Origin of the sequence: Streptomyces sp. NPDC048506 (genome assembly GCF_040651315.1) — a bacterium.
Taxonomy (GTDB): Bacteria; Actinomycetota; Actinomycetes; order Streptomycetales; family Streptomycetaceae; genus Streptomyces.
The window spans coordinates 1-22,264 of sequence record NZ_JBEZIX010000017.1 but is presented as its reverse complement, the minus strand read 5'-3'; the positions used below and the strand labels follow the sequence as shown (position 1 = coordinate 22,264).

The window sequence follows — 22,264 nt, the reverse complement described above, 5'->3', positions numbered from 1 at the left end:
AGTGCAAGGGTGCTCAGCCCAGGACGGCGAGGGCGTCGATCTCGATGAGGAGGCCGGCCGGGAGACCGACGTAGACCGTCGTCCGGGCGGCGGGGGCCTGGGTGAGGCCCTGCTCCTCGAAGTAGGCGTTGTAGATCTCGTTCATCTCGGCGAAGTGGTCCACGTCCGTGAGGTAGACGCGGATCATCATCACGTCGTCCCAGGTGGCGCCGCCCTCTTCGAGGACGGACCGGACGTTGGCGAGGGTCTGGAGGGTCTGCTCGCGCAGGGTGGGGCCGGCGGGCGTCGGGGGCCGGCCCGGAGCGGCGGGGAGGAAACCGACCTGACCGGCGACCTGGAGGAGGTTGCCCTTCCTGACGCCGTGGGAGAACGCCGCGGGCGGGGTGGTGTGGGTCTTCGGGGTGAGCGCGATCTTGTCCGTCATTCGGTGTCCTTTGCTGGGGTCTTGCCGGAGTACTCCCGGCTGATGGCGTCGGCGGTGCGGCGTACCAGCGGGAGCAGCTTGAGGAGTTCCTCGGCGCTGACGACGACGGCGGGCGCGGAGACCGACATGGCGGCGACCGCCCGGCCGTCCGCACCGCGGATCGGTGCCGCGACGCAGTTGATGGACTCCTCGTGGCCGCCGAGGTCGGCGGCCCAGCCCTGTTCGCGGACCTTGGCCAACTCGGCGAGGAAGGCCGTGGCGTCGGGCGTCGAACGGGAGGTGTAGCGGGGGTAGTCGAGCCGCTCGGCGAGGGCGCGGCGCTCGGGTTCGGGGAGGTCGGCGAGGAGGAGTTTGGCGACCGCGGCGACGGTGATCGCCACCGGCTTGCCGATCCGGGAGTACATCCGGACCGGGTAGCGGCTCTCGACCTTGTCGATGTAGAGGACCTCGTTCTCCTCGTGGACCGCGAGGTGGACGGTGTGGCCGCACTTCTCGTTGAGCTCGACGAGGTGGGGGTGGGCGATCTCGCGCACGTCGAGGTTCTCCACGGCCTCCTGGGCGAGGGCGAAGAGCCGGGCGCCGAGGCGGTAGCGCTGGTCGGGCTGGCGGTGGACGAGCCCGTGCTCGTGGAGGGTGCGCAGCAGCCGCAGCGCGGTGGACTTGTGGACGCCGAGGCGGTCCGCGACCTGTCCCAGGTCGGCGGGCCCCTCGGCGAGCAGCGGCAGGATGCTCAGCGCCCGGTCGACGGTCTGACTCATGCCGAAACCTCGCTCCGCTCGGCCCTGCCGTCGCCGGGGGCGCGCCTGTCGATGGCTCTCTCGCTTCGCCCGTTCACGGCGTACGTACCTCCTCGTCGGCCCGTCCGTCGGCTGCTGCGGGGTTCGTCCAGCCGGGGCCGAGGTGCAGTGTCCCCCAGGCCGTGTCGTCGAGACCGGCCAGGCAGTCGGCGACGGCCCGGCGCGGTGGTGCGGCGAGGTCGCCGGGAGCGGTGAGGACGGCGGCGGCCCAGAGGTGGCCGTGCCGGATGCGGGTGCGGACGGGCAGGTCGCGGAGGGTGGCGGAGAGGAAGCCGGCGGCGAAGGCGTCACCCGCCCCCACCGCGGCGACGACGTCGACGAGCGGGGCGGGCTCGGCGTGTCGACCGCCGTGGCGGTCGTAGGCGACCGCACCGGCGCCGCCGCGCTTGACGACCAGCGTGCCGGGCTCGGGCAGCGCCGTGCGGACCGGGTCCGGGCCGCCGGTGATCCCCCAGGCCGCCTCCGCCTCGTCCTCGCCGACGAAGACGAGGTCGGCCCGGCGCGCCAGTTCGAGCAGTACCCGGGCGTCGTCGGGGTCGCGCCACAGGCCCGGCCGGTAGTTGACGTCGAAGGAGATCAGGGGGCGGCCGGGGTACCGCGCCGTCAGGTCGCGCATCAGGTCCCGGCAGTCGGCGGACAGCGCGGCCGTGATGCCGGAGAGGTGCAGTATCCGGCCGGAGCGGATCGCGTCGAGGTCCATGGTGGCGGCGGACATGGCGGAGGCGGCGGACCCGGCGCGGTAGTAGGCGACTTCGTGGGCCCCGGTGCCGCGGTCGCCGGCGGTGCGGAAGTAGACGCCGGTGGGCCGCCGGGGGTCGCGCCGGACGTGGGCGACGTCGACGCCGGTGTCGGCGATGGTGGCGAGGAGGTGGTCACCGAAGCCGTCGGCGCCGACCCGGGAGATCCAGCGGGCGGTATGACCGGTGCGGGCGAGGGTGCATGCGACGTTGGATTCGGCGCCGCCGATGGCGCGGTCGAAGGAGGGCACATCGGCGAGCCGCCCGGGGCGGCTGGGCAGGAAGGTGACCATGGACTCGCCGAGACAGACGACGTCGACGGCGGGGACGGGAGCGCCGCCCGGTGCCGGGGGGTCGCCGGCGTTCGAGGACCTGGTCACGATCGGGTGCGCTCCTTCGCTGGGCGGCTGGTCCGGGCCGGTTTCCGCGGGGTGTCCGGGCGCTTCCGCGGCACCGATTTCCGCCGGGTTTCCCACCGTTGACCGTGCGATGGCTCGGATGTTAGACAGCTGTAAGCGATATGCGCAATGACTGTTGCAGAGGATGCAATCCGATCTTTGAGGAGGCCCCATGTCGGGGGAGCGGCTCGCGCAGGGACTCAAGGGACTCGCCGAGGAACGGGTCGATCACCGCTTCAAGGCACTCCCTCCGGACGCCGACGGGCTGACCCTCGGCGAGCTGGCCGCCGAGCGCCGCAACCTCTTCGACGGCGGCTTCCTCACCCCCGTCCTGGCGCTCTCCGCCGAGTCCGTCGAGCACAACCTGGCCCTGATGGAGACGTACGCCACCCGGCACGGCCTCGCCTTCGCCCCGCACGGCAAGACCTCCATGGCCCCGCAGCTCTTCGCCCGCCAGCTGGCGCACGGCGCCTGGGGCATCACCGCCGCCGTCCCCCACCAGGTCCGGGTCTACCGCAGCTACGGCATCCAGCGGATCTTCCTGGCCAACGAGGTGGTGGACGCGGCCGCACTGCGCTGGCTCGCCGGCGAGCTGGCCGACGACCCCGACTTCCGCTTCGTCTGCTACGTCGACTCGCTGCGCGGCATCGAGCTGATGGACATGGCGCTGCGGGCGGCCGGGGCCACCCGCCCGGTGGACGTGGTCGTCGAGCTGGGCGCCGGCGAGGGCGCCCGCACCGGCGTCCGTACGGAGACCGAGTGCCTGGAACTCGCCGATGCCATCGCGGGCGTGGACACCCTCCGCCTGGTGGGCGTCGCGGGCTACGAGGGCGAGGTGCCGGACGCCGACGTGCAGCGGGTGACCGCCTGGCTGCGCCGTCTGGTCGCCGTGGCCGTGGAGTTCGACCGGGAGGGCCGGTTCGCCGACCTCGACCAGATCGTCGTCAGCGCCGGCGGCAGCGCCTGGTTCGACGCGGTCGCCGAGGAGTTCGCCCAGATTCCCGAGCTGTCCGCCCCGGTCCTCAAGCTGCTGCGCTCGGGCGCGTACGTCTCGCACGACAGCGACCACTACCGGCGTCTGACCCCCTTCAACCGTGTCCCGGAGGAGGGCGCCCTGGAGCCCGCCTTCCGGCTGTGGGCGCAGGTCGTCTCCCGCCCCACGACCGAGCAGGCGTTCCTCAACGCGGGCAAGCGCGACGCGCCCTACGACCTGGGTCTGCCGCAGGCGCAGGTCGTACGGTCCGGCCGGGACGGCACCGAGCGGCCGGCCGACGGCATCACCGTCACCGGGCTGTCCGACCAGCACGCCTGGGTCACCACCGAGCGCGCCGGCGACCTGGAGGTCGGCGACTGGGTGGGGCTCGGCCTGTCCCACCCCTGCACGTCGTTCGACAAGTGGCAGCTCATCCCCGTGGTCGAACGGGACGGCACGGTCACGGAGTTCATCCGCACGTTCTTCTAGGAGGCCGGTGGTGGCAGACCTCGTCATCCGTGACGCGGAGGTGGTGGACGGCACCGGTGGGCCCGCCTACCGCGCCGATGTGGTCGTCGACGGCGGGCGGATCGTCTCGCTCGTCAAGGAGGCCGCGGCGGCGGGCCGTCCCCGCCCCGCCGGCCGGCGCACCCTGGACGCCGGGGGCCTGGTCCTCTCCCCCGGCTTCATCGACATGCACGCGCACAGCGACCTGGCGCTGCTGCGCGACCCCGACCACAGCGCCAAGGCCGCGCAGGGCGTGACCCTCGAAGTCCTCGGCCAGGACGGGCTGTCGTACGCGCCGGTCGACGACCGCACGCTCGCCGAGGTGCGCCGCGTGATCACCGGCTGGAACGGAGACGGTGGGGGTACCTCCCGGTCGGGCGAAGGCGGGAGTGGGGGAGACATCGACTTCGACTGGCGGTCGGTCGGCGGCTACCTGGACCGGCTCGACCGCGGCGTCGACGGCCACGGCATCGCGGTCAACGCCGCCTACCTCGTCCCGCAGGGCACGGTCCGGATGCTCGCCGTCGGCTGGGAGGACCGCGCGGCGACCCCCGAAGAGCTGGACCGGATGCGGCAGTTGGTCGCGGAGGGGATGGCGCAGGGCGCGGTCGGGATGTCGTCCGGCCTCACCTACACGCCCGGCATGTACGCCGAGGACGCCGAACTCACCGAACTGTGCCGGGTGGTGGCCGCGTACGACGGCTACTACTGCCCCCACCACCGCTCCTACGGCGCCGGGGCGCTGGAGGCGTACCAGGAGATGATCGCCCTCACCCGTGCGGCCGGCTGTGCCCTGCACCTCGCCCACGCCACCATGAACTTCCGCGTCAACGAGGGTCGCGCGCCGGAACTGCTGTCCCTCCTGGACCGCGCGCTGGCGGCCGGAGCCGACATCAGCCTCGACACCTACCCCTACACCGCCGGCTGCACCACCCTCGTGGCGATGCTGCCGAGCTGGGCGAGCGAGGGCGGCCCGGAGGCGGTCCTCAGGCGGCTCGCCGACGAGAAGACCGCCGGGCGCATCCGCCACGCCCTGGAGGTCGAGGGCGCCGACGGCTGCCACGGCGTGCCCGTCGACTGGGACACCATCGAGATCTCGGGCGTGACGGACCCGGCGCTGGCCGACTTCGTCGGCCGTACCGTCCAGGAGTCCGCGGCCCTGCGCGGCGAGGCCCCCTGGGACACCGCCCGCCGCCTGCTGCTCGACGACCGCCTCGGGTCGACGATCCTCCAGCACGTCGGCCACGAGGAGAACGTGCGGGCCATCATGCGGCACCGGGTCCACACCGGCGGCTCGGACGGCATCCTCCAGGGCACCAAGCCGCATCCGCGGGCGTACGGCACCTTTCCGCACTACCTCGGGCGGTACGTCCGGGAGTTGGGCGTGCTCTCCCTGGAGGAGTGCATCGCCCACCTCACCTCGCGCCCGGCGGCCCGGCTGCGCCTGCCGGACCGGGGCCTGGTCCGCGAGGGGTACCGCGCCGACCTGGTCCTCTTCGACCCCGCGACGGTCGCCGCGGGCGCCACGTACGCCAACCCGCGCACCCTTCCGACCGGCATCCCGCACGTCCTGATCGACGGCCGCTTCGTGATCGAGGACGGCCGGCGCACGGACGTCCTGGCGGGGCGGGCGGTGCGGCGGACGGGCCGGCAGGCGGCTTCCCGCTAGGGCAGCAGCTCCCAGGGATGATGGCCCACCCCGGGCTCGGCGCGCTGCGAGGGCGGGGCCTGGGGTGGTGCCGAGAAGCGTTCCCGGGCCTGGTCCCGTACCGCGGCCACCACGAGGTCGTGCAGTTCCTGCTCGTTGTTGGTGAGCGAGGCGCCCAGAGCGGCCGCCCGCTCCTCTCGTTCGGTGGTCCGTCGGATGGTGAAGAAGACCGCCGGTCCGGTGTAGCTCCCGTCCTCCTTGAGCTGCTCCAGCATCCGGAAGCCCTCGGCGTGCCGCGAGCCCCGGCTGATGTCGGAGATCAGCAGGTCGGGGGTGCGGTGGCGGAGGTCCTGGGCGGCCTCGGCGGTCCCGGACGCATGCGTCACCGCCACCCCTAGCCCCTCCAGCACCTCGCGCACCACGGCCTTGCGCTCCGGCTGGTCGTCGACCCACAGGACGTGGAACGACGGGACCGCGTACGGGCTCCGCGACTGGGGGCCGGGGCCTCCCTGCGGCGTCGGCTGCGGTACGTGCCGCGGCATCGGCTGCTGCGGCACGGCCTGCTGCGGCATCGGCTGCGGCGCAGGCGGCGCTCCGTACCCGCCGCTCCCCAGGGGCTCGTTCCCCGGCCACGCCAGCGGCGGCCCGAATCCCGTGGCGTAACCGTCCACCCGGGCCCCCTGCATCTCCTGCCAGAGCGGTGCCCACTCCTGGGACATCCGGGTCGGCTCCCCGCCGGCGCCCTGCGGGCCCTCGCGCAGCCGCAGCAGCAGCCGGTCCGCGTCCGGAAGGGCGGTCAGCTCGTCCACCAGCGACGTGAAGGCCGGGTTGGACACCAAGTCCAGGAATTCACCGGGCAGTTGGCGTTCGAGTGTGGCCAGCACCGCCTCACCGCCGGCCTCCGACCGCTCCGGCAGCACCAGGTCGTACTGTGCGAGGAAGTCCCGCACCGCCGTCAGCTGCTCGGGAGAGGGCCCGGCCCCGACGGACAGCAGCGTCCGCCGCGCCCCGCGGTATCGGCGGAACTCCTCCACCACATCGCCGTCGACCGTGCCGGAGGGCCCGGTCATCATCCGGTAGAAGTCGGGGTAGAAGTACTGCAACAGCAGCGTCCTGATCACCGCGCCGGGGCCGAAGTCGCGCCAGACGGGGTTGAGGGTGGCCTCCAGGACGAAGCCGTTGACCAGGCGTTTGATGCGGCGCGGGTTGCGGTCCGAGCGCTGCGCCAGCAGGTCCACGAGGGCCTCGTCGAGCAGCGGCTCCACACCGGCGGTGCGGGCGCACCAGCGGATGTACTCCCGGACGCCGTGGTGGTCGGCGGCCGGGATCCGGTAGCTCGTCTGGAAGATCTTCTCCAGGAACGCCGAGCCGGCCGGCGACAGGTCGCGCAGCAGTCCGTTGGGCCCCAGCGCCGAGCGGTCGCAGCCGATCACGAACGCCAGCCCGGGGACGTCCAGATAGACCTTCACCGCCTCGCAGACCGCGAGCACCGTCTCCTCCGAGCAACGGTCCAGGTCGTCGATGAAGACCACCAGGAGCCGGCGGGGCCGGAGTTCGGTGGTCTCGGACCACTCCTTGACCAGGTCGCCGATGGCGGCGCGCATCTCGTTGCGGGCCTGGGAGTTGACGGAGAGGCTCTTCCACAACTCGTCGACCAGGCCCGCCAGTCCGAGCGGCCCGGCGACGACGGCGCTCAGCGCCCGTACCGCCCGCAGCAGCGCGCGCCGTTCGGTGACCCGCTGAAGGCCGCGGCGGAGCACCCGCCGGTCGAAGCGCATCAGGACGGACTTGATCAGCCCTTCCAGCGCGTCGGCGCCGGTCGAGGTCCAGGCGTTGTACCAGACCGTGTGCACCTCGGGGGCGTGCGCCAGCTCCGCGTCGACCAGCCGCATCAGGCTGCTCTTGCCCATGCCCCAGCCGGCGTCGACGGCGAGGGTGAAGGGGGTGGAGGCGCGGGAGGCGACCAGCAGCCCGGCGAGCTGGCGGGCGGCCCGGCCGGCGCCGAGCAGATCCGCGCCGGGCTCGGCGACCGGTTCGTCGTTGAGCAACGCGAACGGGCCGTGCGGCGGGGGCGCCGACGGCGGTAAGCCGGTCGGGGCGGGCGGGGGCAGCGGAGCCGAGGTGGGCATGCGCCCGGAGCGTACCGGGGCCGCGCCCCCGCCAGGTGCGGTCCGCGGAATCAGCACCCCGGCCGTCACGGCGCGTGAGGAATCCCACACCGTCCGCTGATCGACGTGGGGAAAAACACCGGGCGGCCGCCGAAATGCGGCCGTAAGGTGGCGGACATGCAGGTGATCCAGTCAACGAAGCTCGCCAACGTCTGCTACGAAATCCGTGGCCCGGTGCTTGAGGAGGCCATGCGGCTGGAGGCGGCAGGTCACCGCATCCTCAAGCTCAACACCGGCAACCCGGCGGCGTTCGGCTTCGACTGCCCGCCGGAGATCCTGGAGGACATCCTCCGCACGGTCGGGACGGCGCACGGCTACGGGGACGCCAAGGGCCTGCTCTCCGCCCGCCGCGCGGTGATGCAGCACTACCAGACCATGGGCATCGAGCTCTCCGTCGAGGACATCTACCTGGGCAACGGCGTCTCCGAACTGATCCAGATGTCGATGCAGGCGCTGCTGGACGACGGCGACGAGGTGCTGGTGCCGGCCCCGGACTACCCGCTGTGGACGGCGTCGGTCTCACTGTCCGGCGGTACGGCCGTGCACTACCGCTGCGACGAGCAGGCGGACTGGATGCCGGACCTGGCCGACATCGAGCGGAAGGTCACCGACCGCACCAAGGCCATCGTCGTGATCAACCCCAACAACCCCACGGGCGCGGTGTACGACGACGAGCTGCTGCGGGGCATCGCGGAGATCGCCCGCCGGCACAACCTGATCGTCTGCGCCGACGAGATCTACGACAAGATCCTCTACGACGGCGTCACCCACACCCCGTTCGCCTCGCTCGCCCCCGACCTGCTGACCCTGACGTTCAACGGGCTGTCCAAGGCCTATCGGGTGGCCGGCTACCGCAGCGGCTGGATGGCGGTCTGCGGCCCGAAGGCGCACGCCGCCTCGTACATCGAGGGGCTGACGATCCTCGCCAACATGCGGCTGTGCGCCAACATGCCGGCCCAGCACGCGGTCGCCACGGCCCTCGGCGGCCGGCAGTCGATCAACGACCTGGTGCTGCCCGGCGGCCGGCTGCTGGAGCAGCGGGACGCGGCGTACAAGCTGCTGACCCAGATCCCCGGCGTCAGCTGCGTCAAGCCCAAGGGTGCGCTGTATGCGTTCCCGCGGCTGGACCCCGCGGTCTACAAGATCAAGGACGACCGGCAGATGGTGCTCGACCTGCTGCGCGCCGAGAAGATCATGATCGTGCACGGCACCGGCTTCAACTGGCCGGAGCCGGACCACTTCCGGCTGGTCACACTGCCCGGCGCGGACGACCTGACGGACGCGGTCACCCGGATCGGCTCCTTCCTCGACGGTTACGGACAGTACTGAGACACCGCGATTTCTATACGCACCACAACTTTAGACAGAGTCCAAGCTAGGATGGCCTCCTGGACGTATTTCAGGAGGCCATCCCATGTACGAACCGATCCGCACCAAGTCGGTCCACACCATGGCCGCCACCCCGGAGATCCCGCACCGCTCCCGCGGGGAGGAGCTGGACATCCGGCTCGCCGGACAGCTGACCGCGCTGCTCACCGTCACCGACGAGCTGCACGCCCTCGCGGTGCACTCCGACGCCCCGGAGGCCCGGGAGCTGGACGCCGCCGCCCTGGAGGCCGCGGCCGACCGGATCGCCGAGCAGGTCGCCCGGCTGAGCGGCGGCCACCACCCGCTGCGCGCCGAGCCCACCGACGGCGGCACCCCGGCCCGCGTCGCGGCGTTGCAGCAGCGCGCCCACACCCTCGCGGGGAACGCCCTGGCGGTCGCCACCTCCCGCGCCGACGCCGCGGCGATGGCCCTGGCCGCGGAGCGGATGGAGGCGCACTCGGGGCCGATGCGGGACCTCGCCTCGGCCTGAGCCTCACTCCACCGGCCCAGCCGGGGCGCCGTCGTCCGGCGGCGCCCGCCGCCACCGAGCGCGCCACACGGGCCGGGGCCCCGCACCAGTGGGTACTGGATGCGGGGCCCCGGCCTGCGGTGCGGGTGCGGGAGCGTCAGCCCAGTCGCTGGACCAGCGCGCGGTACTCGTCCCACAGCTCCTTGGGCGTGTGGTCGCCGAAGGTGTTGAGGTGCTCGGGGATCAGCGACGCCTCCTCGCGCCACACGTCCTTGTCGACGGTGAGCAGGAAGTCCAGGTCGGTGTCGGCCAGTTCGAGGCCCGCGGTGTCCAGGGACCCCTTGGCCGGCAGGATGCCGATCGGGCTCTCGACGCCCTCGGCCCGGCCGTCGAGGCGGTCCACGATCCACTTCAGGACGCGGCTGTTCTCACCGAAGCCCGGCCACACGAAGCGGCCGTTGTCGTCCTTGCGGAACCAGTTGACGTAGTAGATCTTCGGCAGCTTGGACTGGTCCTTGTCCTTGGCCACGTCGATCCAGTGGGCCATGTAGTCGCCCATGTTGTAGCCGCAGAACGGCAGCATGGCGAACGGGTCGCGGCGCAGCTCGCCGACCTTGCCCTCGGCCGCGGCGGTCTTCTCGGACGCCACGTTCGCGCCGAGGAAGACGCCGTGGTTCCAGTCGAAGGACTCGGTCACCAGCGGCACCGCGCTGGCGCGGCGGCCGCCGAAGAGGATCGCCGAGATCGGCACGCCCTTGGGGTCCTCCCACTCGGGCGCGATGATCGGGCACTGCGAGGCGGGGACGGTGAAACGGGCGTTGGGGTGGGCGGCCGGGGTCGCCGAGTCCGGCGTCCAGTCGTTGCCCTTCCAGTCGGTCAGGTGGGCCGGCTCGTCCTCCGTCATGCCCTCCCACCACACGTCGCCGTCGTCGGTGAGGGCCACGTTGGTGAAGACGGAGTTGCCCCACAGCGTCTTCATGGCGTTGGCGTTGGTGTGCTCGCCGGTGCCCGGCGCGACGCCGAAGAAGCCGGCCTCGGGGTTGATGGCGTAGAGGCGGCCGTCCTCGCCGAACCGCATCCAGGCGATGTCGTCACCGATGGTCTCGACCGTCCAGCCGGAGATCGTGGGCTCCAGCATGGCCAGGTTCGTCTTGCCGCAGGCGGACGGGAACGCGGCGGCCACGTACTTCGACTCGCCCTGCGGCGGGGTCAGCTTGAGGATCAGCATGTGCTCGGCCAGCCAGCCCTCGTCGCGCGCCATCACGGAGGCGATGCGCAGCGCGTAGCACTTCTTGCCGAGCAGGGCGTTGCCGCCGTAGCCGGAGCCGTAGGACCAGATCTCGCGGGTCTCCGGGAAGTGCGAGATGTACTTGGTGGAGTTGCACGGCCACGGTACGTCAGCCTCGCCCTCGGCGAGCGGGGCGCCGAGGGTGTGGACGGCCTTGACGAAGAAGCCGTCCTCGCCGAGCTCGTCGAGCACCGGCCGCCCCATCCGCGTCATGGTGCGCATCGAGACCGCGACGTAGGCGGAGTCGGTGATCTCCACGCCGATCGCGGAGAGCGAGGAGCCGAGCGGCCCCATGCAGAACGGGACGACGTACATCGTCCGGCCCTTCATCGACCCGCGGAAGATGCCCTGCTCACCGGCGAAGATCTCCCGCATCTCGGCGGGGGCCTTCCAGTGGTTGGTCGGGCCGGCGTCCTCCTCCTTCTCGGAGCAGATGAACGTGCGGTCCTCGACCCGGGCCACGTCGGTGGGGTCGGAGGCGGCGTAGTACGAGTTGGGGCGCTTGATCGGGTCGAGCTTCTTGAACGTTCCCTTGTCGACGAGCTCCTCGCACAGACGCTCGTACTCCGCCTCCGAGCCGTCACACCAGACGACCCGGTCGGGCTGGGTGATCGCTGCGATCTCGTCAACCCAGGCGATGAGGCCCTGGTGCCGAGTCGGAATGGTGGGAGCCGCGTTGTCGCGCGCCACGATCGCTCCTAGATGAGGGTGTGGACGGATTCCTTCCCGTTGTGACGGGAAGATCCGCTTCTTTTGGTTTGTCTGCCCCTTGGGGGCTGCGACCCGGATGCTTCGTGACCGCTCATCCGGTGCCGTCCGCACTCATTTGATCATCCGACCCGGATAGAGTTCTGTCCAGAGGGCGACTTCGTGACCGTCACCACTTCCGGGAGAATCCGTAACTTACGGTCGCGTAGGTAGCATTGCGCCATGACTTCCGCGCCCGACGCCGCCGAGAGCCGCCCCTCCTCCGCGCCGCCCGCGATCGCGGCGGTCACCGCCGCCGCCGCGCCCCTCAAGCCGAAACTCCGTGGCTGGCTGCACGCCGGAATGTTCCCCGCCGTCCTGCTGTCCGGCGTCATCCTCACCGCCCTCGCCGACAGCACCCGCGGCCGGCTGGCCTGCGCCATCTACACGCTGACCGCGTGCCTGCTCTTCGGTGTCAGCGCCCTGTACCACCGCGGCAATTGGAGTCCGCGGATGGACGGCGTGCTGCGCCGCCTCGACCACGCCAACATCTTCCTGATCATCGCCGGCACCTACACGCCGGTGACGGTGCTGCTGGTGCCCGGGTCCCGGGGGCAGGTGCTGCTCTGGGCGATCTGGGCGGCCGCACTGGCGGGCATCGCCTTCCGCGTCTTCTGGGTCGGCGCACCGCGCTGGCTCTACACGCCCTGTTACCTCGCCATGGGCTGGGCCGCCGTCTTCTTCCTCCCCGACTTCCTGCGCACCGGCGGTATCGCCGTCCTCGTCCTGGTCGTCGTCGGCGGCCTGCTCTACAGCGCCGGCGGCGTCATCTACGGCATCAAGCGCCCCAACCCGTCCCCCCGCTGGTTCGGCTTCCACGAGGTCTTCCACTCGCTGACCCTGGCCGCCTTCGTCGTCCACTACGTCGGCATCTCGCTGGTGGCCTACACGCACGCCTGAGAGCGCCGCACCCACCCGCACGACCATGGCCGCGGCCCTGAGGCCGCGGCCATCCGTATGCGCCTGAGGGGGCGCACGGGGCCGCTCGGGCGGGACCGATCGGGCGGGACCGATCGGCGGGAGGCGTGCGGGAAGTCGTGGGGCATCACGCTCCGCGGACCTCACGCTCCGCGGGCGGCCAGCGCCGCGGCGTGGCCGGCACCGTGGCCGTGGCCGGCGCCGTCGCCGTGGCACCGGGATTGGCCGTTCTGGCCACCGGGATGGCCGTCGTGGCCACCGGGATGCCCGTGGCCACCGGGATGCCGCCGTGGCCACCGGCATGACTGATCCCTGACAATGCTGGGCATGGTCTCCGCACGTGCAGCCGCCGCAGCACCGCCCGCACCCACGAAGCCGGGGCTGCGTGAGCGGAAGAAGCTCCAGACCCGGCAGGCGATCCGGCGGGCGGCCCACCGGCTCTTCGAGGAGCACGGGTACGACGCCACGCCCGTCGACCGGATCGCCGAGGCCGCCGAGGTCTCACCGAGCACGGTCTTCCGCTACTTCCCCACCAAGGAAGACATCGTGCTCACGGACGAGTACGACGCCTTGCTGGAGGCCCGGCTGCGGGCCCGGGCCGCGGACGAGCCGGTGGTCGAGTCGATGCGACAGGTCACCCTCGACACGCTGCGCGGGATCGCCGAGGAGGACCGGGCCGCACTCGTCCAGCGGATCCGGCTGATCCGCGAGGTACCCGCCATCCGGGGCCGCACGGCGGAGCGCACCGCTCGCTATGCGGCGCTGATCTGCACCGTGCTCGCCGAACGCACCGGGCGCCCGGCCGACGACCTGGAGCTACGGACCATCAGCGGCGCGATCCTGGCCGCACTCCAGGAGGCGATGCTGAGCTGGGCCCAGCAGGGCCGGACCGCCGACCCGGAGCCGCTGGTCCACCAGGCGATGGACGTACTGGCCCGCGGCCTCACCTTGTGACGGCGAGGCCTCAGGGGGCCTCCGGCCGCCCCTCGCCGGGCCCGACCGCCGGTTCGCCCAGACGGGCCGCCAGCCGCGCCCGCAGGTGCAGCAGCCCCGCGATGCGGGCGTCCAGGTCGGCGAGCCGGCGCCGGGCCACTGCTTCGGCCGCCGAACACCGCCCCGCGCCGGAGTCCTTGGGTATGAGCTCCGGTACGCCGCTGGGCGGCATGGTGTGCAGGAGGTGCGCGAAGGCCCGCACGTCCCCGACCGTCAGCCCCGCCTCGCGCAGTTCGCGCACCGCCCGCAGCCGGCGGACGTCCTCCGCGTCGTACGTGCGGTGTCCGGCGGGTGTCCTGCGGGCCGTCAGCAACCCCTGCTGCTCGTAGTAGCGCAGCGCCCGCGGCGTCATTCCGGCCGCGGCGGCGGCCTCCCCGATGCGCATCGGTGCCCCTTCCTCCCCGTGCCCCCTCACGGCTCGCGGACCTGCCGCAGCGCGCGTTCGACGCCCGCCGCCGCATCCAGCAGGGCCTCGTCCGCACCGTGGCCGCCGATCAGTTGAAGCCCCAGCGGCAGCCCGTCCGCGGCGTGGCCGGCGGGCAGGCTGAGGGACGGCAGGCCGGCGTTGCTCCAGGGGAGGCACATGATCGAGGTGCCGGTGGTGGTGAGGTCGCGGGGCGCCGGACCGGTGGCCGCGGGCGCGATCCACAGGTCGATGCCGGCGGCCGTCGCGTCCGCCGCGAGCCGGGCGCGGAACGCGGTGCGGCGGGCCCGAGCCGCTGTGTAGTCGGCGGTGCGGATCGCCTGCCCCTGCCGGATGGCCGTGGCGGTCTGCTCCCGGTAGCGGTCGCCGAAGCGCGCGAACCAGTCGGCGTGGGCCTGCGCGACCTCGTAGCGGTTCATCGCGAAGAGCTCGTCGACGACCTGCTCGAAGTCGTCCATCACGGGGACCTCGCGGACCTCGTGGCCGGCGGCGCGCAACAGCTCCCGCTGTTCTGCGAAGGCGCGCAGCGCCTCGCCGTCGGCGCGCTCCAGATAGGGGCCGGTCGGGACGCCCAGCACCGGGCGCGCCGGTCCGGCCGGCGGCTCCCGCCACCCGTCGAGGAGCACCGACGCCGCGAGGACCACCCCTGCCACGTCCGTCGCGTAGCACCCGAGGGTGTCGAAGCTGAGGGCGTTCGGGATCACCCCGTCGACGGGTATCCGGCCGTAGGTGGGCTTGAAGCCGACCACGCCGCAGTACGCCGCGGGGCGGATCATCGAGCCGACCGTCTGCGTCCCGATCGCCAGCGGCACCATGCCGGCGGCTACCGCGGCCGCCGAGCCGCTGCTGGAACCCCCGGGCGTATGGGCCGGGTCGTGCGGATTGCGAGTCGGGCCGGGCGCCGTCACCGCGAACTCCGCGGTGACGGTTTTGCCGGCGATCAGCGCCCCGGCGGCGCACAGCCGGTCGACGACGGTGGCCTGTGCACCGCCCAGCGCCTCCGGCGGCAGCGCCGAGCCGGCGCGGGTGGGCAACCCGTCGACGTGCACGATGTCCTTGATGCCGACCGGGACGCCGTAGAGGGCGGGCCGGCGGGCCGGGTCCGACGGGCCGGCCGCCGCCAGCGCTCCGGCCGCCTCCAGGAGCCGGGCGCGCCTGCCCGGCTCGGGCACGAAGGCGTGCACCTGCGGGTCGACGGCGTCGATGCGGTCGCAGGTGCGCCGCGCCGCGGCGACGGGGTCGTCCGCACCACCCCGTAACGCCGCGGCCTCCTGGACCAGGGGTCGCTGTCCGAGCAAGGTCATCACGCCTGAAGGCTACAACCGGCCACTGACAGCGGCCGGTTGACGTCCCCTACCGCCCCTCGCCCGCCGTCCGGTCTCACAACTCCACGACGACGGCGCCCAGATGGCGTCCTTCGGTCAGCTCCCGCAGGGCCCGCGGCGCCTGCTCGATGCCGTGCAGCCGGGCGTGCGGGAAGGTCAGGGTGCCCTCCCGCAGCCCCTGTCCGAACATCCGGTTCCACTCGGGGATCAGGTCCAGGTGGTCGTAGAGGGCGACGCCCCGGAGCGTGATGCTGCGGGAGAGCAGGGAGAGGGTGTCGATCTCGGTGGTGGTCCGGCCGTCCTGGGACAGCTGGCTGGCCAGTGCGCCCACGATGGCGAGCCGGGCGCCCCGGTTGGCGCAGGCGAGCGCGGCGACCAGCTGCTCGCCGCCGACGTTGTCGAAGAGCGCGTCGATGCCCTCCGGGGCGGCCCGGCGCAGCTGCTCCTCGATCGGGCCGGCGCCGCGGATCACCACCGCGTCATAGCCGAACTCCTTGATCAACCGGTCGCCCTTCTCCTGCGAACCCGTGCTGCCGATCACCCGGGTGGCGCCGTACAGCCGGGCGATCTGACCGGCCAGGGAGCCCACGCCGCCGGCCGCCCCGGTGACGAACACGGTGTCCCCCGGGCGCACTTCGGCACCGCGGGCGATGCCCATCAGGGCCGTCGGGCCCTGGGAGAGGTAGGCGGCCGGGTCGGGCAGCAGGCCCGGGTCCAGGCGGTGTGCCTCGGCGGCGTCCAGCAGCGCGTACTCGCGCCAACCGAGTCGGTGTTCCACCAGGTCACCGGGGTTGAGATCGGTACCGGGGGCGGCGACCACCGAGCCGACCGCGGAGCCGTGCAGCGGCTCGCCGACCTGGTAGGAGGGCATCGGGACGACGCTCTGCTCGTCCATCAGGGTGCGCATCACGGCGGCGACGCCCATGTGGGTGTTGCGTACGAGCACCTGGCCGGGCCCCGGTTCGGGTACCGGCACCTCCACGATCTCGAAGAGGTCGTCGGTGACCGGCCCCTGGGGGCGGGCGGCCAGGCGGACTTCACGGTGCGTGCGGTTCGTCATGCCCCGAGGCTAGGACTTGACGCGCGCGTCAAGGTCAATCCGGTCGCTGGTCCTAGGACTTGGGTCCCGGTACGCACAGGGCGCACCGGGGTCTCCGGGGTCACCGTTCTCACGGGACCCATGGAGCGCACGGTGCCCACGGAACTCGCAGACCCCACACGGCGCACAGGGCCCACGGAACTCGCGGAACCCACACGGCGCACGGACCCAACGAACCCAACGAACCCATGGAGCCCGCATGGCTCACGGGCGGAGCCGTTCCGTCAGCTCCCCGGGGTCCGTCGTCGGCCGCTCACAGGTGAAGTGGCGGCAGACGTACGCGGCCGGTCGGCCGTCGACCAGGGGACGGTCCACCAGGAGCGGCACCGCGCCGACGTCGTCGGACCCGGGGACGCCCAGCGCGACGACCGCTCCCGGGGCGCTCGCCAGCAGCGCGGCACGGTGCAGCGCCCGGGTGGCCGGGTCGCCCGGCTCGCCGACGACCGCGACCTCCCGCGGCCCGTCCAGCGCGGCCTCGGCGACCGCAAGCCCCCATCCGATGAAGCGCGGCGCCCGGCCGCCGAGCGCGGTGACGACGCCCAGGGCCCGCTCCGCGGCACCGCGGTGCAGATCGCTGCCGGTCAGCGCGGCGTACGACAGGAGAGCGCCGGCCGCCGCGGTCCAGCCGGACGGCGTCGCGTTGTCGGTCGGATCCTGGGGACGGCGGATCAGCGTCTCGGCGTCGGCGGCGGTGTCGTAGAGCGCGCCGTCCTCGCCGGTGAACTGGAGCAGCACGGTGTCCAGGAAGAAGCCCGCGAACTCCACCCAGACGCCCTCGCCGGTGACCGAGGCCAGGGTCAGGAAGCCCTCGGCGACGTCGGCGTAGTCCTCCAGGACACCGGTGTTGGCGCCGGGCGCGCCGTCGCGGGAGGTGCGGTGCAGCCGGGCCTGCCCGTCCATGTGGGCGCGGACCAGCAGGTCGGCCGCGTCCGTGGCGGCCTGGATCAGGTCCGGGCGGTCGAAGTAGGCGCCGGTCTCGGCGAGCGCGGCGATGACCAGCCCGTTCCAGGAGGCGACGATCTTGTCGTCCCGGCCGGGGCGCGGCCGCTGTGCACGCGCCGCCAGCAGCCGCTCCTTGACGGAGAGCAGCCGATCGACGTCCACCAGGACGTCGGTGTCGGGGAGTTGGAGGACCGAAGCGCCCTCCTCGAAGGTGCCCTCTTCCGTGACGCCGAAGTAGGTGGCGGCGAACTCGGCGTCCTTCTCCCCCAGGACGGCGCGCAGCTGCTCCGGCGTCCATACGTAGTAAACGCCCTCCCGTCGCCCACCGCCACCCTTCGCCGGATGCGCTTCGCGCGCCCCTTCCGTTTCGTGCTTCCCGGAGCCGTCATCGCTGTCCGCATCCAGCGCGGAGGCGAAACCGCCCTGGTCGGTGCGGAGTTCGCGGACCATGAAGTCGGCGGTCTCCACGGCGATCCGGCGGGCCAGGTCCGAGCCGGTGGAGCGCCACAGGTGGGCGTAGGTCCGGCACAACAGGGCGTTGTCGTAGAGCATCTTCTCGAAGTGCGGGACCAAAGGCCCACCAGGGCGGGCCCGCAGTACGTACCGGTGGAACCCGCCTCCCAACTGGTCGTACAGGCTCGAACACGCCATGGCGTCGCACAGCCCCTCAGCCATCTCCCGCGCCGCTACCGAATCGGTGCGCGCGTGGTGACGCAACAGGAACTCGACCACCATGGACGGCGGGAACTTGGTGTCGCCCTTGAACCAGCCGCTCGCAGGGTCCACGTCCCGCGTCAGTTGGAGGAGCGCAAGGGCCTGGGTCTCCTCGGTGGGCAGCCCGGCGGACCCGGTGCCCAGCGCCCGCCCGGCGAGGTCGCGCGTGATCCTCTCCGCGACTTCCCCCACCTCGTCGCGTCGGCTCGTCCACGCGGTGTGGACACCTTCGAGCACCTGCCGGAACGACGGCATGCCGTGACGGGCCTCGGGCGGGAAGTAGGTCCCGAAATAGAACGGCTCCCCGTCCGCCGTCATGAAGACGGTCATCGGCCAGCCGCCCTGCCCTGTGGCGGCCTGCACCGCCTCCATGTACACGGCGTCGACGTCCGGGCGCTCCTCGCGGTCGACCTTGACCGCCACGAAGTGCTCGTTGAGCAGCGCCGCGGTGGCGGGGTCCTCGAAGCTCTCGTGGGCCATCACGTGGCACCAGTGGCAGGAGCTGTAGCCGACGCTGAGCAGCACCGGCACCCCGCGTCGCCGGGCCTCCTCGAACGCCTCGGCGGACCAGGGCCACCAGTCGACGGGGTTGTCGGCGTGTTGGAGCAGATACGGGGAAGTCTCATGAGCCAGGCGGTTCGGCATGTCTCCATCCTCTCCCACTGCGACGCGGTGGGGCGGGAACGGAGGGCGGTGGTCCGGCCGGGGTCGGGGGACGTCCCGCGGGGAGTTTTCCACAGGCCTGCCGGAATGCGTGCGAACGCGGAACACTGTGCGTACGGCGAAGATCACCGCCGGAGACTGCGGGGGCTGCCGGACACTGCTGGGACTGCTGAAGGGGGATGGCCATGCCAGGCTCACCGGCCGTGCTGCGCGACGACCACCGGGGCGCTGCGGAAGCGCTGTTGACCAGGGCCGTCGAGGAGGAGGTACGGCGCTCGGGCGGGCGGCTCGACGGGGACACGCTGCTCGGCAGAGGACGGGCGGCGCTGGAGGAGTTGGCGGGCAGCGCCGCCGAGGAGTACGCCGCGTACGTCCGGGCGCTGGACGAGGCGGCCGCCGGCCGGCCTTCGCTGGCCCGGCGGCTGTCCCGCAAGGAGTTGGGCACGCCGGCGGTGGCGACGGCGGTCGCGGCGGTGGCGGCGTTCGGCACGGACCTCGCCTACGGAACGGGCGGCGGCCCGGCGGTGGGGGCCGGAGCCGCCGTGGTGGTGGCGGGCGCGGCGGCCACGGTCCTGAAGCTGACCGCGGGCCACTGGCCGGCGGCGCACCGTGCGGCGGGCGTACAGGGCCAGCCCGGCGGCTCGGAGCAGCTACGGCTGGAGTGGCTGACGGCGCTGGAGGTGCGGGGGGTGCGGCCGTTCCTCGACCAGCAGCGGATGCTGTCCGCCGCGGCGCGGAGCGGTGGGGCGGCGACCGTGGGCGGCTCCCCCGGTCGGACGGACCTGGGCGCTCGGGGTGCTGCCGCCTCGAAGACCGCCCGGGGCCCGCAGCTGCGCGGCGCGGACCGGAGCGCGGCCGCCCGACAGCGGTCCGTCCTGGAGCACTCCTTCGCCCAACTTCCGCGCCCGGACGGCCCGTTCGCGGGACGGCGGGCCGAGCTGACGCAGATCGCCCAGTGGGTGCATGCGGCCCGTGCGAGCACGGAGACCAGGCCGACGGTGGTGGTGCTGCACGGCGAGCCGGGCTCGGGGCGCACGGCGCTGGCGGTGCGGGCCACGCACCAGCTGCGCGATCAGTTCCGCGGCGCCTGTGTGGTGGATCTGCGCGGTGACACCCCCGGTGAGACGCCGCTGCCGACCCGGGACGCGCTGCTGCACCTGCTCAACCGTCTGGGCGCGCCGCGCGAGCAGCTGCTCTTCCGGGAGCGCCCGTCGCAGGAGCAGCATGTCAAGCGGCTCACCGAGCTGTACCACCAGCATCTGACGGGCCTGCCGGTGACGGTGCTGCTGGACGACGTCTCGGACCCGGAGCAGGTGGCCACGCTGGTGCCGGAGCGGTCCGACAGCCTGGTGCTGGTGACCTCCCGGGCACCCCTGGAGCTGCCCGCCGACCTGCCGGCGTGGGTGCACCAGCTGCCGGTGGGGCCGTTGGACGCGGCGGGCACCGAAGAGCTGCTGCGCGCCGCGACGGCCGGCGAGGAGGCCGCGGGCGCATCGGGCCCGTACGACTCCCGGGCGATCGACGAGATCTCCACGCTGTGCGGAGGCCTGCCGCTGGCGCTGCGGGTGGCGGGCTCCTCGCTGGGGGCGCGCTCCGCCGGTGCGCTCGCCGGCGACCTGGCGGCCGTCGGCCCGGTGCCACCGGTGGCGCGGGCGCTGTCGCTGCGCTACGCCGACCAGCCGGAGGCGGCCCGGCGGCTGTTGCGCCGGCTGGCCCTGGTGGGCCGGGCGAGCCTGGGGGCGGCGGCCGCGGCGGCGCTGCTGGGCGTCGCGAACGCGGAGGCGGAGCGGCAGCTGACGACGCTGGCCCGAGCCGGGCTGATCGAGCACGTACGGGGCGAGCGCTACCGCATGCACGCCCTGGTGCACAGCTTCGCGCACGACCGCCTGGTGGACGAGGAGGATCCCGCCGAGCGCGGTGCCGCACAGGAGCGGCTGATCCGCGGGTACGCGGAGCTGGCCGACTCGGTGATCAGGCTGGTCGACGGCCGGACGTCCACCCGCGCCGACCGCTTCGGCTCGCACGGCTTCACATCCCTGGACGCCGCCCTTCAGTGGCTGGACGACGAGACCAGCTTCATCACGGCCGCGCTGCGCCACGCCGATCAGGGCGTGGACCAGGCGGCGGTCTCGCACCTGCTGGGCGCGCTGGCCGACTACTGCCTGCTGCGCGGCGACCTCTACCGCCTGGGCGAGCTGAGCGAGCTGACCCGGGCCGTCGGCCAGGGGCTGCTGTCCCGCTCGGTGCAGTGGCGCACCGGTGTCGCGGCCCGGCAGCTCGGCGAGCTGGACAAGGCGCGGACGACCCTGTCGTCGGTGGTCGACCTCTACTTCGAGGCGCAGCATCCGGTGGGCGCGGCGCGCGCACTGCGCGATCTGGGCATCACCCTCCAGCAGCAGGGCCACCTCACCGAGGCCACCGTCAAGCTGCGCGAGGCGCTGGAGCTCCAGTCCGGCCCGGACATGCACGGCGACCGGGCCTGGACGCTGCACGCCCTGGCGGCGGTGGAGCGGGACCGCGCGCAGCCCGCCGACGCCCTCGCCATGCTGCGCGAGGCGCTGGAGCTGCACGAGGAGAGCGAGAGCATCCACGGCCAGGCGTGGGCGCACTTCCAGCTCGGCCAGGTGTACCTGCGGCTGGGCGAGGTGCCGCGGGCGGAGGAGGCCCTGCGGTCGGCGCTGGAGCTCTACGGCCGTACGCACGACGAGCGCGGCGCGGCCTGGGCGATGACGCAGCTGGCGCGCGCTCGGCTGGTGGACGGCGATGCCGGGCCCGCGACGGACCAGCTGCGGCAGGCGCTGCCGCTGCACCGCCAGCACGAGGACGCACGGGGCGAGGCCTGGACGATGTACTACCTGGGCCAGGCGCTGGAGGAGCGCGGCGAACACGACGCGGCGCTGCGGCAGCTGGAGCGCTCGCGGACGATGTTCAGCCGGATGCAGGACGGCTACGGCCTGGCCTGCGCCCGGCACCACTCGGGCCGGGTGACCAGGGACCTGCGGGCGGAGCAGACCGGCTCGCTGCGCAACAGCGGGTTCGCCCGGCAGCTGTTGCAGGACGCCCGTAAGGACTTCCAGCGGATCGGGGTGCCGCACGGGGAAGCCTGGTCGTGCCTGGAGCTGGTGATCATCGACGCCGGCAACGGCCGGGTGGCGCAGGCACTGGAGCTGGCCGACGAGGCGGCGCGGCTCTTCGCCGGCTACGGCGACCGGCGCGGTGAGGACTGGGCCCGCTTCCTGCGGTGCACGCTGCTGCCGTTCGCCTCACCGGGCGGTTCCGTGGTGGGCACGGCCGTCGCCCAGGAGGAGCTGGCGCAGCTGGTCCGGGAGAAGCATCCGGCCCGGGACTCCAAGCTGGCGGACTGCGCGGAGGCGTTCGGGCTGCTGCTGGAGCGCGGCGTGGAGCCGGAGACGGGCTGGCAGGCCTGGCGACTGGGCATGGTGCCGAACCGCCATGCCCGGGAGGTCATGGGCGTGCTGACAGCACCGAGCGCCGTGGAGTGACGCCGCGGCGTCCGTGGCACTCGGCCCCGGCTCGCTGACCGCTCGGGTCAGCGCGCCGGCGGGCCGGGCGGCCGGGCGGTGGCCATCGGGCGGCCCCGCCCCCGGTAGCCGGGGGGGGGGGGGCCCGGGCCCGGCGGCGGGGGCCCGGCCGGGCCCCCC

The 22,264-nt window shown here is 73.2% G+C and carries 16 protein-coding genes; 7 read left to right on the top strand and 9 right to left on the bottom strand.

The features are described from left to right. Positions 1-13: 13 nt before the first annotated feature. From AB0C96_RS15985 to AB0C96_RS15975, 3 genes are all read right to left on the bottom strand, one after another. Complete coding sequence (locus tag AB0C96_RS15985) at positions 14-424, bottom strand: RidA family protein (RefSeq protein ID WP_362917749.1); 411 nt, start codon at positions 422-424, stop codon at positions 14-16. Next, positions 421-1,182, bottom strand: coding sequence for an IclR family transcriptional regulator (locus AB0C96_RS15980; RefSeq protein ID WP_362917747.1), 762 nt, complete (start codon positions 1,180-1,182; stop codon positions 421-423). Before AB0C96_RS15980 ends, AB0C96_RS15985 begins: the two co-directional genes overlap by 4 nt. A 73-nt stretch (positions 1,183-1,255) precedes the next feature. Beyond that, positions 1,256-2,338, bottom strand: a complete 1,083-nt coding sequence (locus AB0C96_RS15975; RefSeq protein WP_362917745.1) for a sugar kinase — start codon at positions 2,336-2,338, stop codon at positions 1,256-1,258. A 190-nt stretch (positions 2,339-2,528) separates the two neighbouring features. Here AB0C96_RS15975 and AB0C96_RS15970 point away from each other — a divergent pair, with 190 nt between their 5' ends. Together AB0C96_RS15970 and AB0C96_RS15965 are read left to right on the top strand one after the other, a co-directional pair. Then, positions 2,529-3,818, top strand: coding sequence for an amino acid deaminase (locus AB0C96_RS15970; protein WP_362917743.1), 1,290 nt, complete (start codon positions 2,529-2,531; stop codon positions 3,816-3,818). A gap of 10 nt (positions 3,819-3,828) precedes the next feature. Then, on the top strand, positions 3,829-5,505 hold the full coding sequence (locus tag AB0C96_RS15965) for a D-aminoacylase (RefSeq protein ID WP_362917741.1): 1,677 nt from the start codon (positions 3,829-3,831) through the stop codon (positions 5,503-5,505). Here AB0C96_RS15965 and AB0C96_RS15960 read toward each other — a convergent pair. After that, positions 5,502-7,613, bottom strand: a complete 2,112-nt coding sequence (locus tag AB0C96_RS15960) for a P-loop NTPase fold protein (RefSeq protein WP_362917739.1) — start codon at positions 7,611-7,613, stop codon at positions 5,502-5,504. The two genes, AB0C96_RS15965 and AB0C96_RS15960, sit on opposite strands and share 4 nt — an antisense overlap. A gap of 156 nt (positions 7,614-7,769) precedes the next feature. On the opposite strand from AB0C96_RS15960, the gene AB0C96_RS15955 reads away from it, so the two are divergent. After that, positions 7,770-8,981: a pyridoxal phosphate-dependent aminotransferase gene (locus AB0C96_RS15955; protein WP_362917737.1), complete on the top strand. Its 1,212-nt coding sequence runs from the start codon at positions 7,770-7,772 to the stop codon at positions 8,979-8,981. 85 nt (positions 8,982-9,066) lie between these two features. Further along, the gene (locus tag AB0C96_RS15950; RefSeq protein WP_362917735.1) at positions 9,067-9,510 is read left to right on the top strand and encodes a hypothetical protein; all 444 of its coding nucleotides are present in this window, start codon (positions 9,067-9,069) and stop codon (positions 9,508-9,510) included. Between the two features lie 136 nt (positions 9,511-9,646). Here the strand turns inward: AB0C96_RS15950 and AB0C96_RS15945 are convergent, their stop codons facing one another. Continuing rightward, positions 9,647-11,467 (bottom strand): phosphoenolpyruvate carboxykinase (GTP), encoded by a 1,821-nt coding sequence (locus tag AB0C96_RS15945; RefSeq protein WP_362917733.1) that lies wholly within the window; start codon positions 11,465-11,467, stop codon positions 9,647-9,649. 240 nt (positions 11,468-11,707) lie between these two features. On the opposite strand from AB0C96_RS15945, the gene AB0C96_RS15940 reads away from it, so the two are divergent. Continuing rightward, positions 11,708-12,424: a hemolysin III family protein gene (locus tag AB0C96_RS15940; protein WP_362917731.1), complete on the top strand. Its 717-nt coding sequence runs from the start codon at positions 11,708-11,710 to the stop codon at positions 12,422-12,424. 336 nt (positions 12,425-12,760) lie between these two features. After that, a complete protein-coding gene (locus tag AB0C96_RS15935; RefSeq protein WP_362917729.1) occupies positions 12,761-13,396 on the top strand; it encodes a TetR family transcriptional regulator in 636 nt (211 codons plus the stop codon). 10 nt (positions 13,397-13,406) lie between these two features. On the opposite strand, the gene AB0C96_RS15930 is transcribed toward AB0C96_RS15935, so the two are convergent. The 4 genes from AB0C96_RS15930 to AB0C96_RS15915 all read right to left on the bottom strand — a co-directional run bounded on the left by AB0C96_RS15930 (position 13,407) and on the right by AB0C96_RS15915 (position 18,584). Continuing rightward, a complete protein-coding gene (locus AB0C96_RS15930; RefSeq protein WP_362917728.1) occupies positions 13,407-13,820 on the bottom strand; it encodes a MerR family transcriptional regulator in 414 nt (137 codons plus the stop codon). A gap of 26 nt (positions 13,821-13,846) precedes the next feature. Continuing rightward, positions 13,847-15,166 carry an amidase gene (locus tag AB0C96_RS15925; protein WP_362917727.1) on the bottom strand — a complete coding sequence of 440 codons (1,320 nt, stop codon included), beginning with the start codon at positions 15,164-15,166 and terminating at the stop codon, positions 13,847-13,849. 73 nt (positions 15,167-15,239) lie between these two features. Further along, positions 15,240-16,244 (bottom strand): NADP-dependent oxidoreductase, encoded by a 1,005-nt coding sequence (locus AB0C96_RS15920; RefSeq protein WP_362917725.1) that lies wholly within the window; start codon positions 16,242-16,244, stop codon positions 15,240-15,242. Positions 16,245-16,487: 243 nt separating this feature from the next. Further along, the gene (locus AB0C96_RS15915; protein ID WP_362917723.1) at positions 16,488-18,584 is read right to left on the bottom strand and encodes a thioredoxin domain-containing protein; all 2,097 of its coding nucleotides are present in this window, start codon (positions 18,582-18,584) and stop codon (positions 16,488-16,490) included. Positions 18,585-18,787: 203 nt separating this feature from the next. Here AB0C96_RS15915 and AB0C96_RS15910 point away from each other — a divergent pair, with 203 nt between their 5' ends. Next, on the top strand, positions 18,788-22,105 hold the full coding sequence (locus tag AB0C96_RS15910; RefSeq protein ID WP_362917721.1) for a tetratricopeptide repeat protein: 3,318 nt from the start codon (positions 18,788-18,790) through the stop codon (positions 22,103-22,105). Positions 22,106-22,264 lie beyond the last annotated feature (159 nt).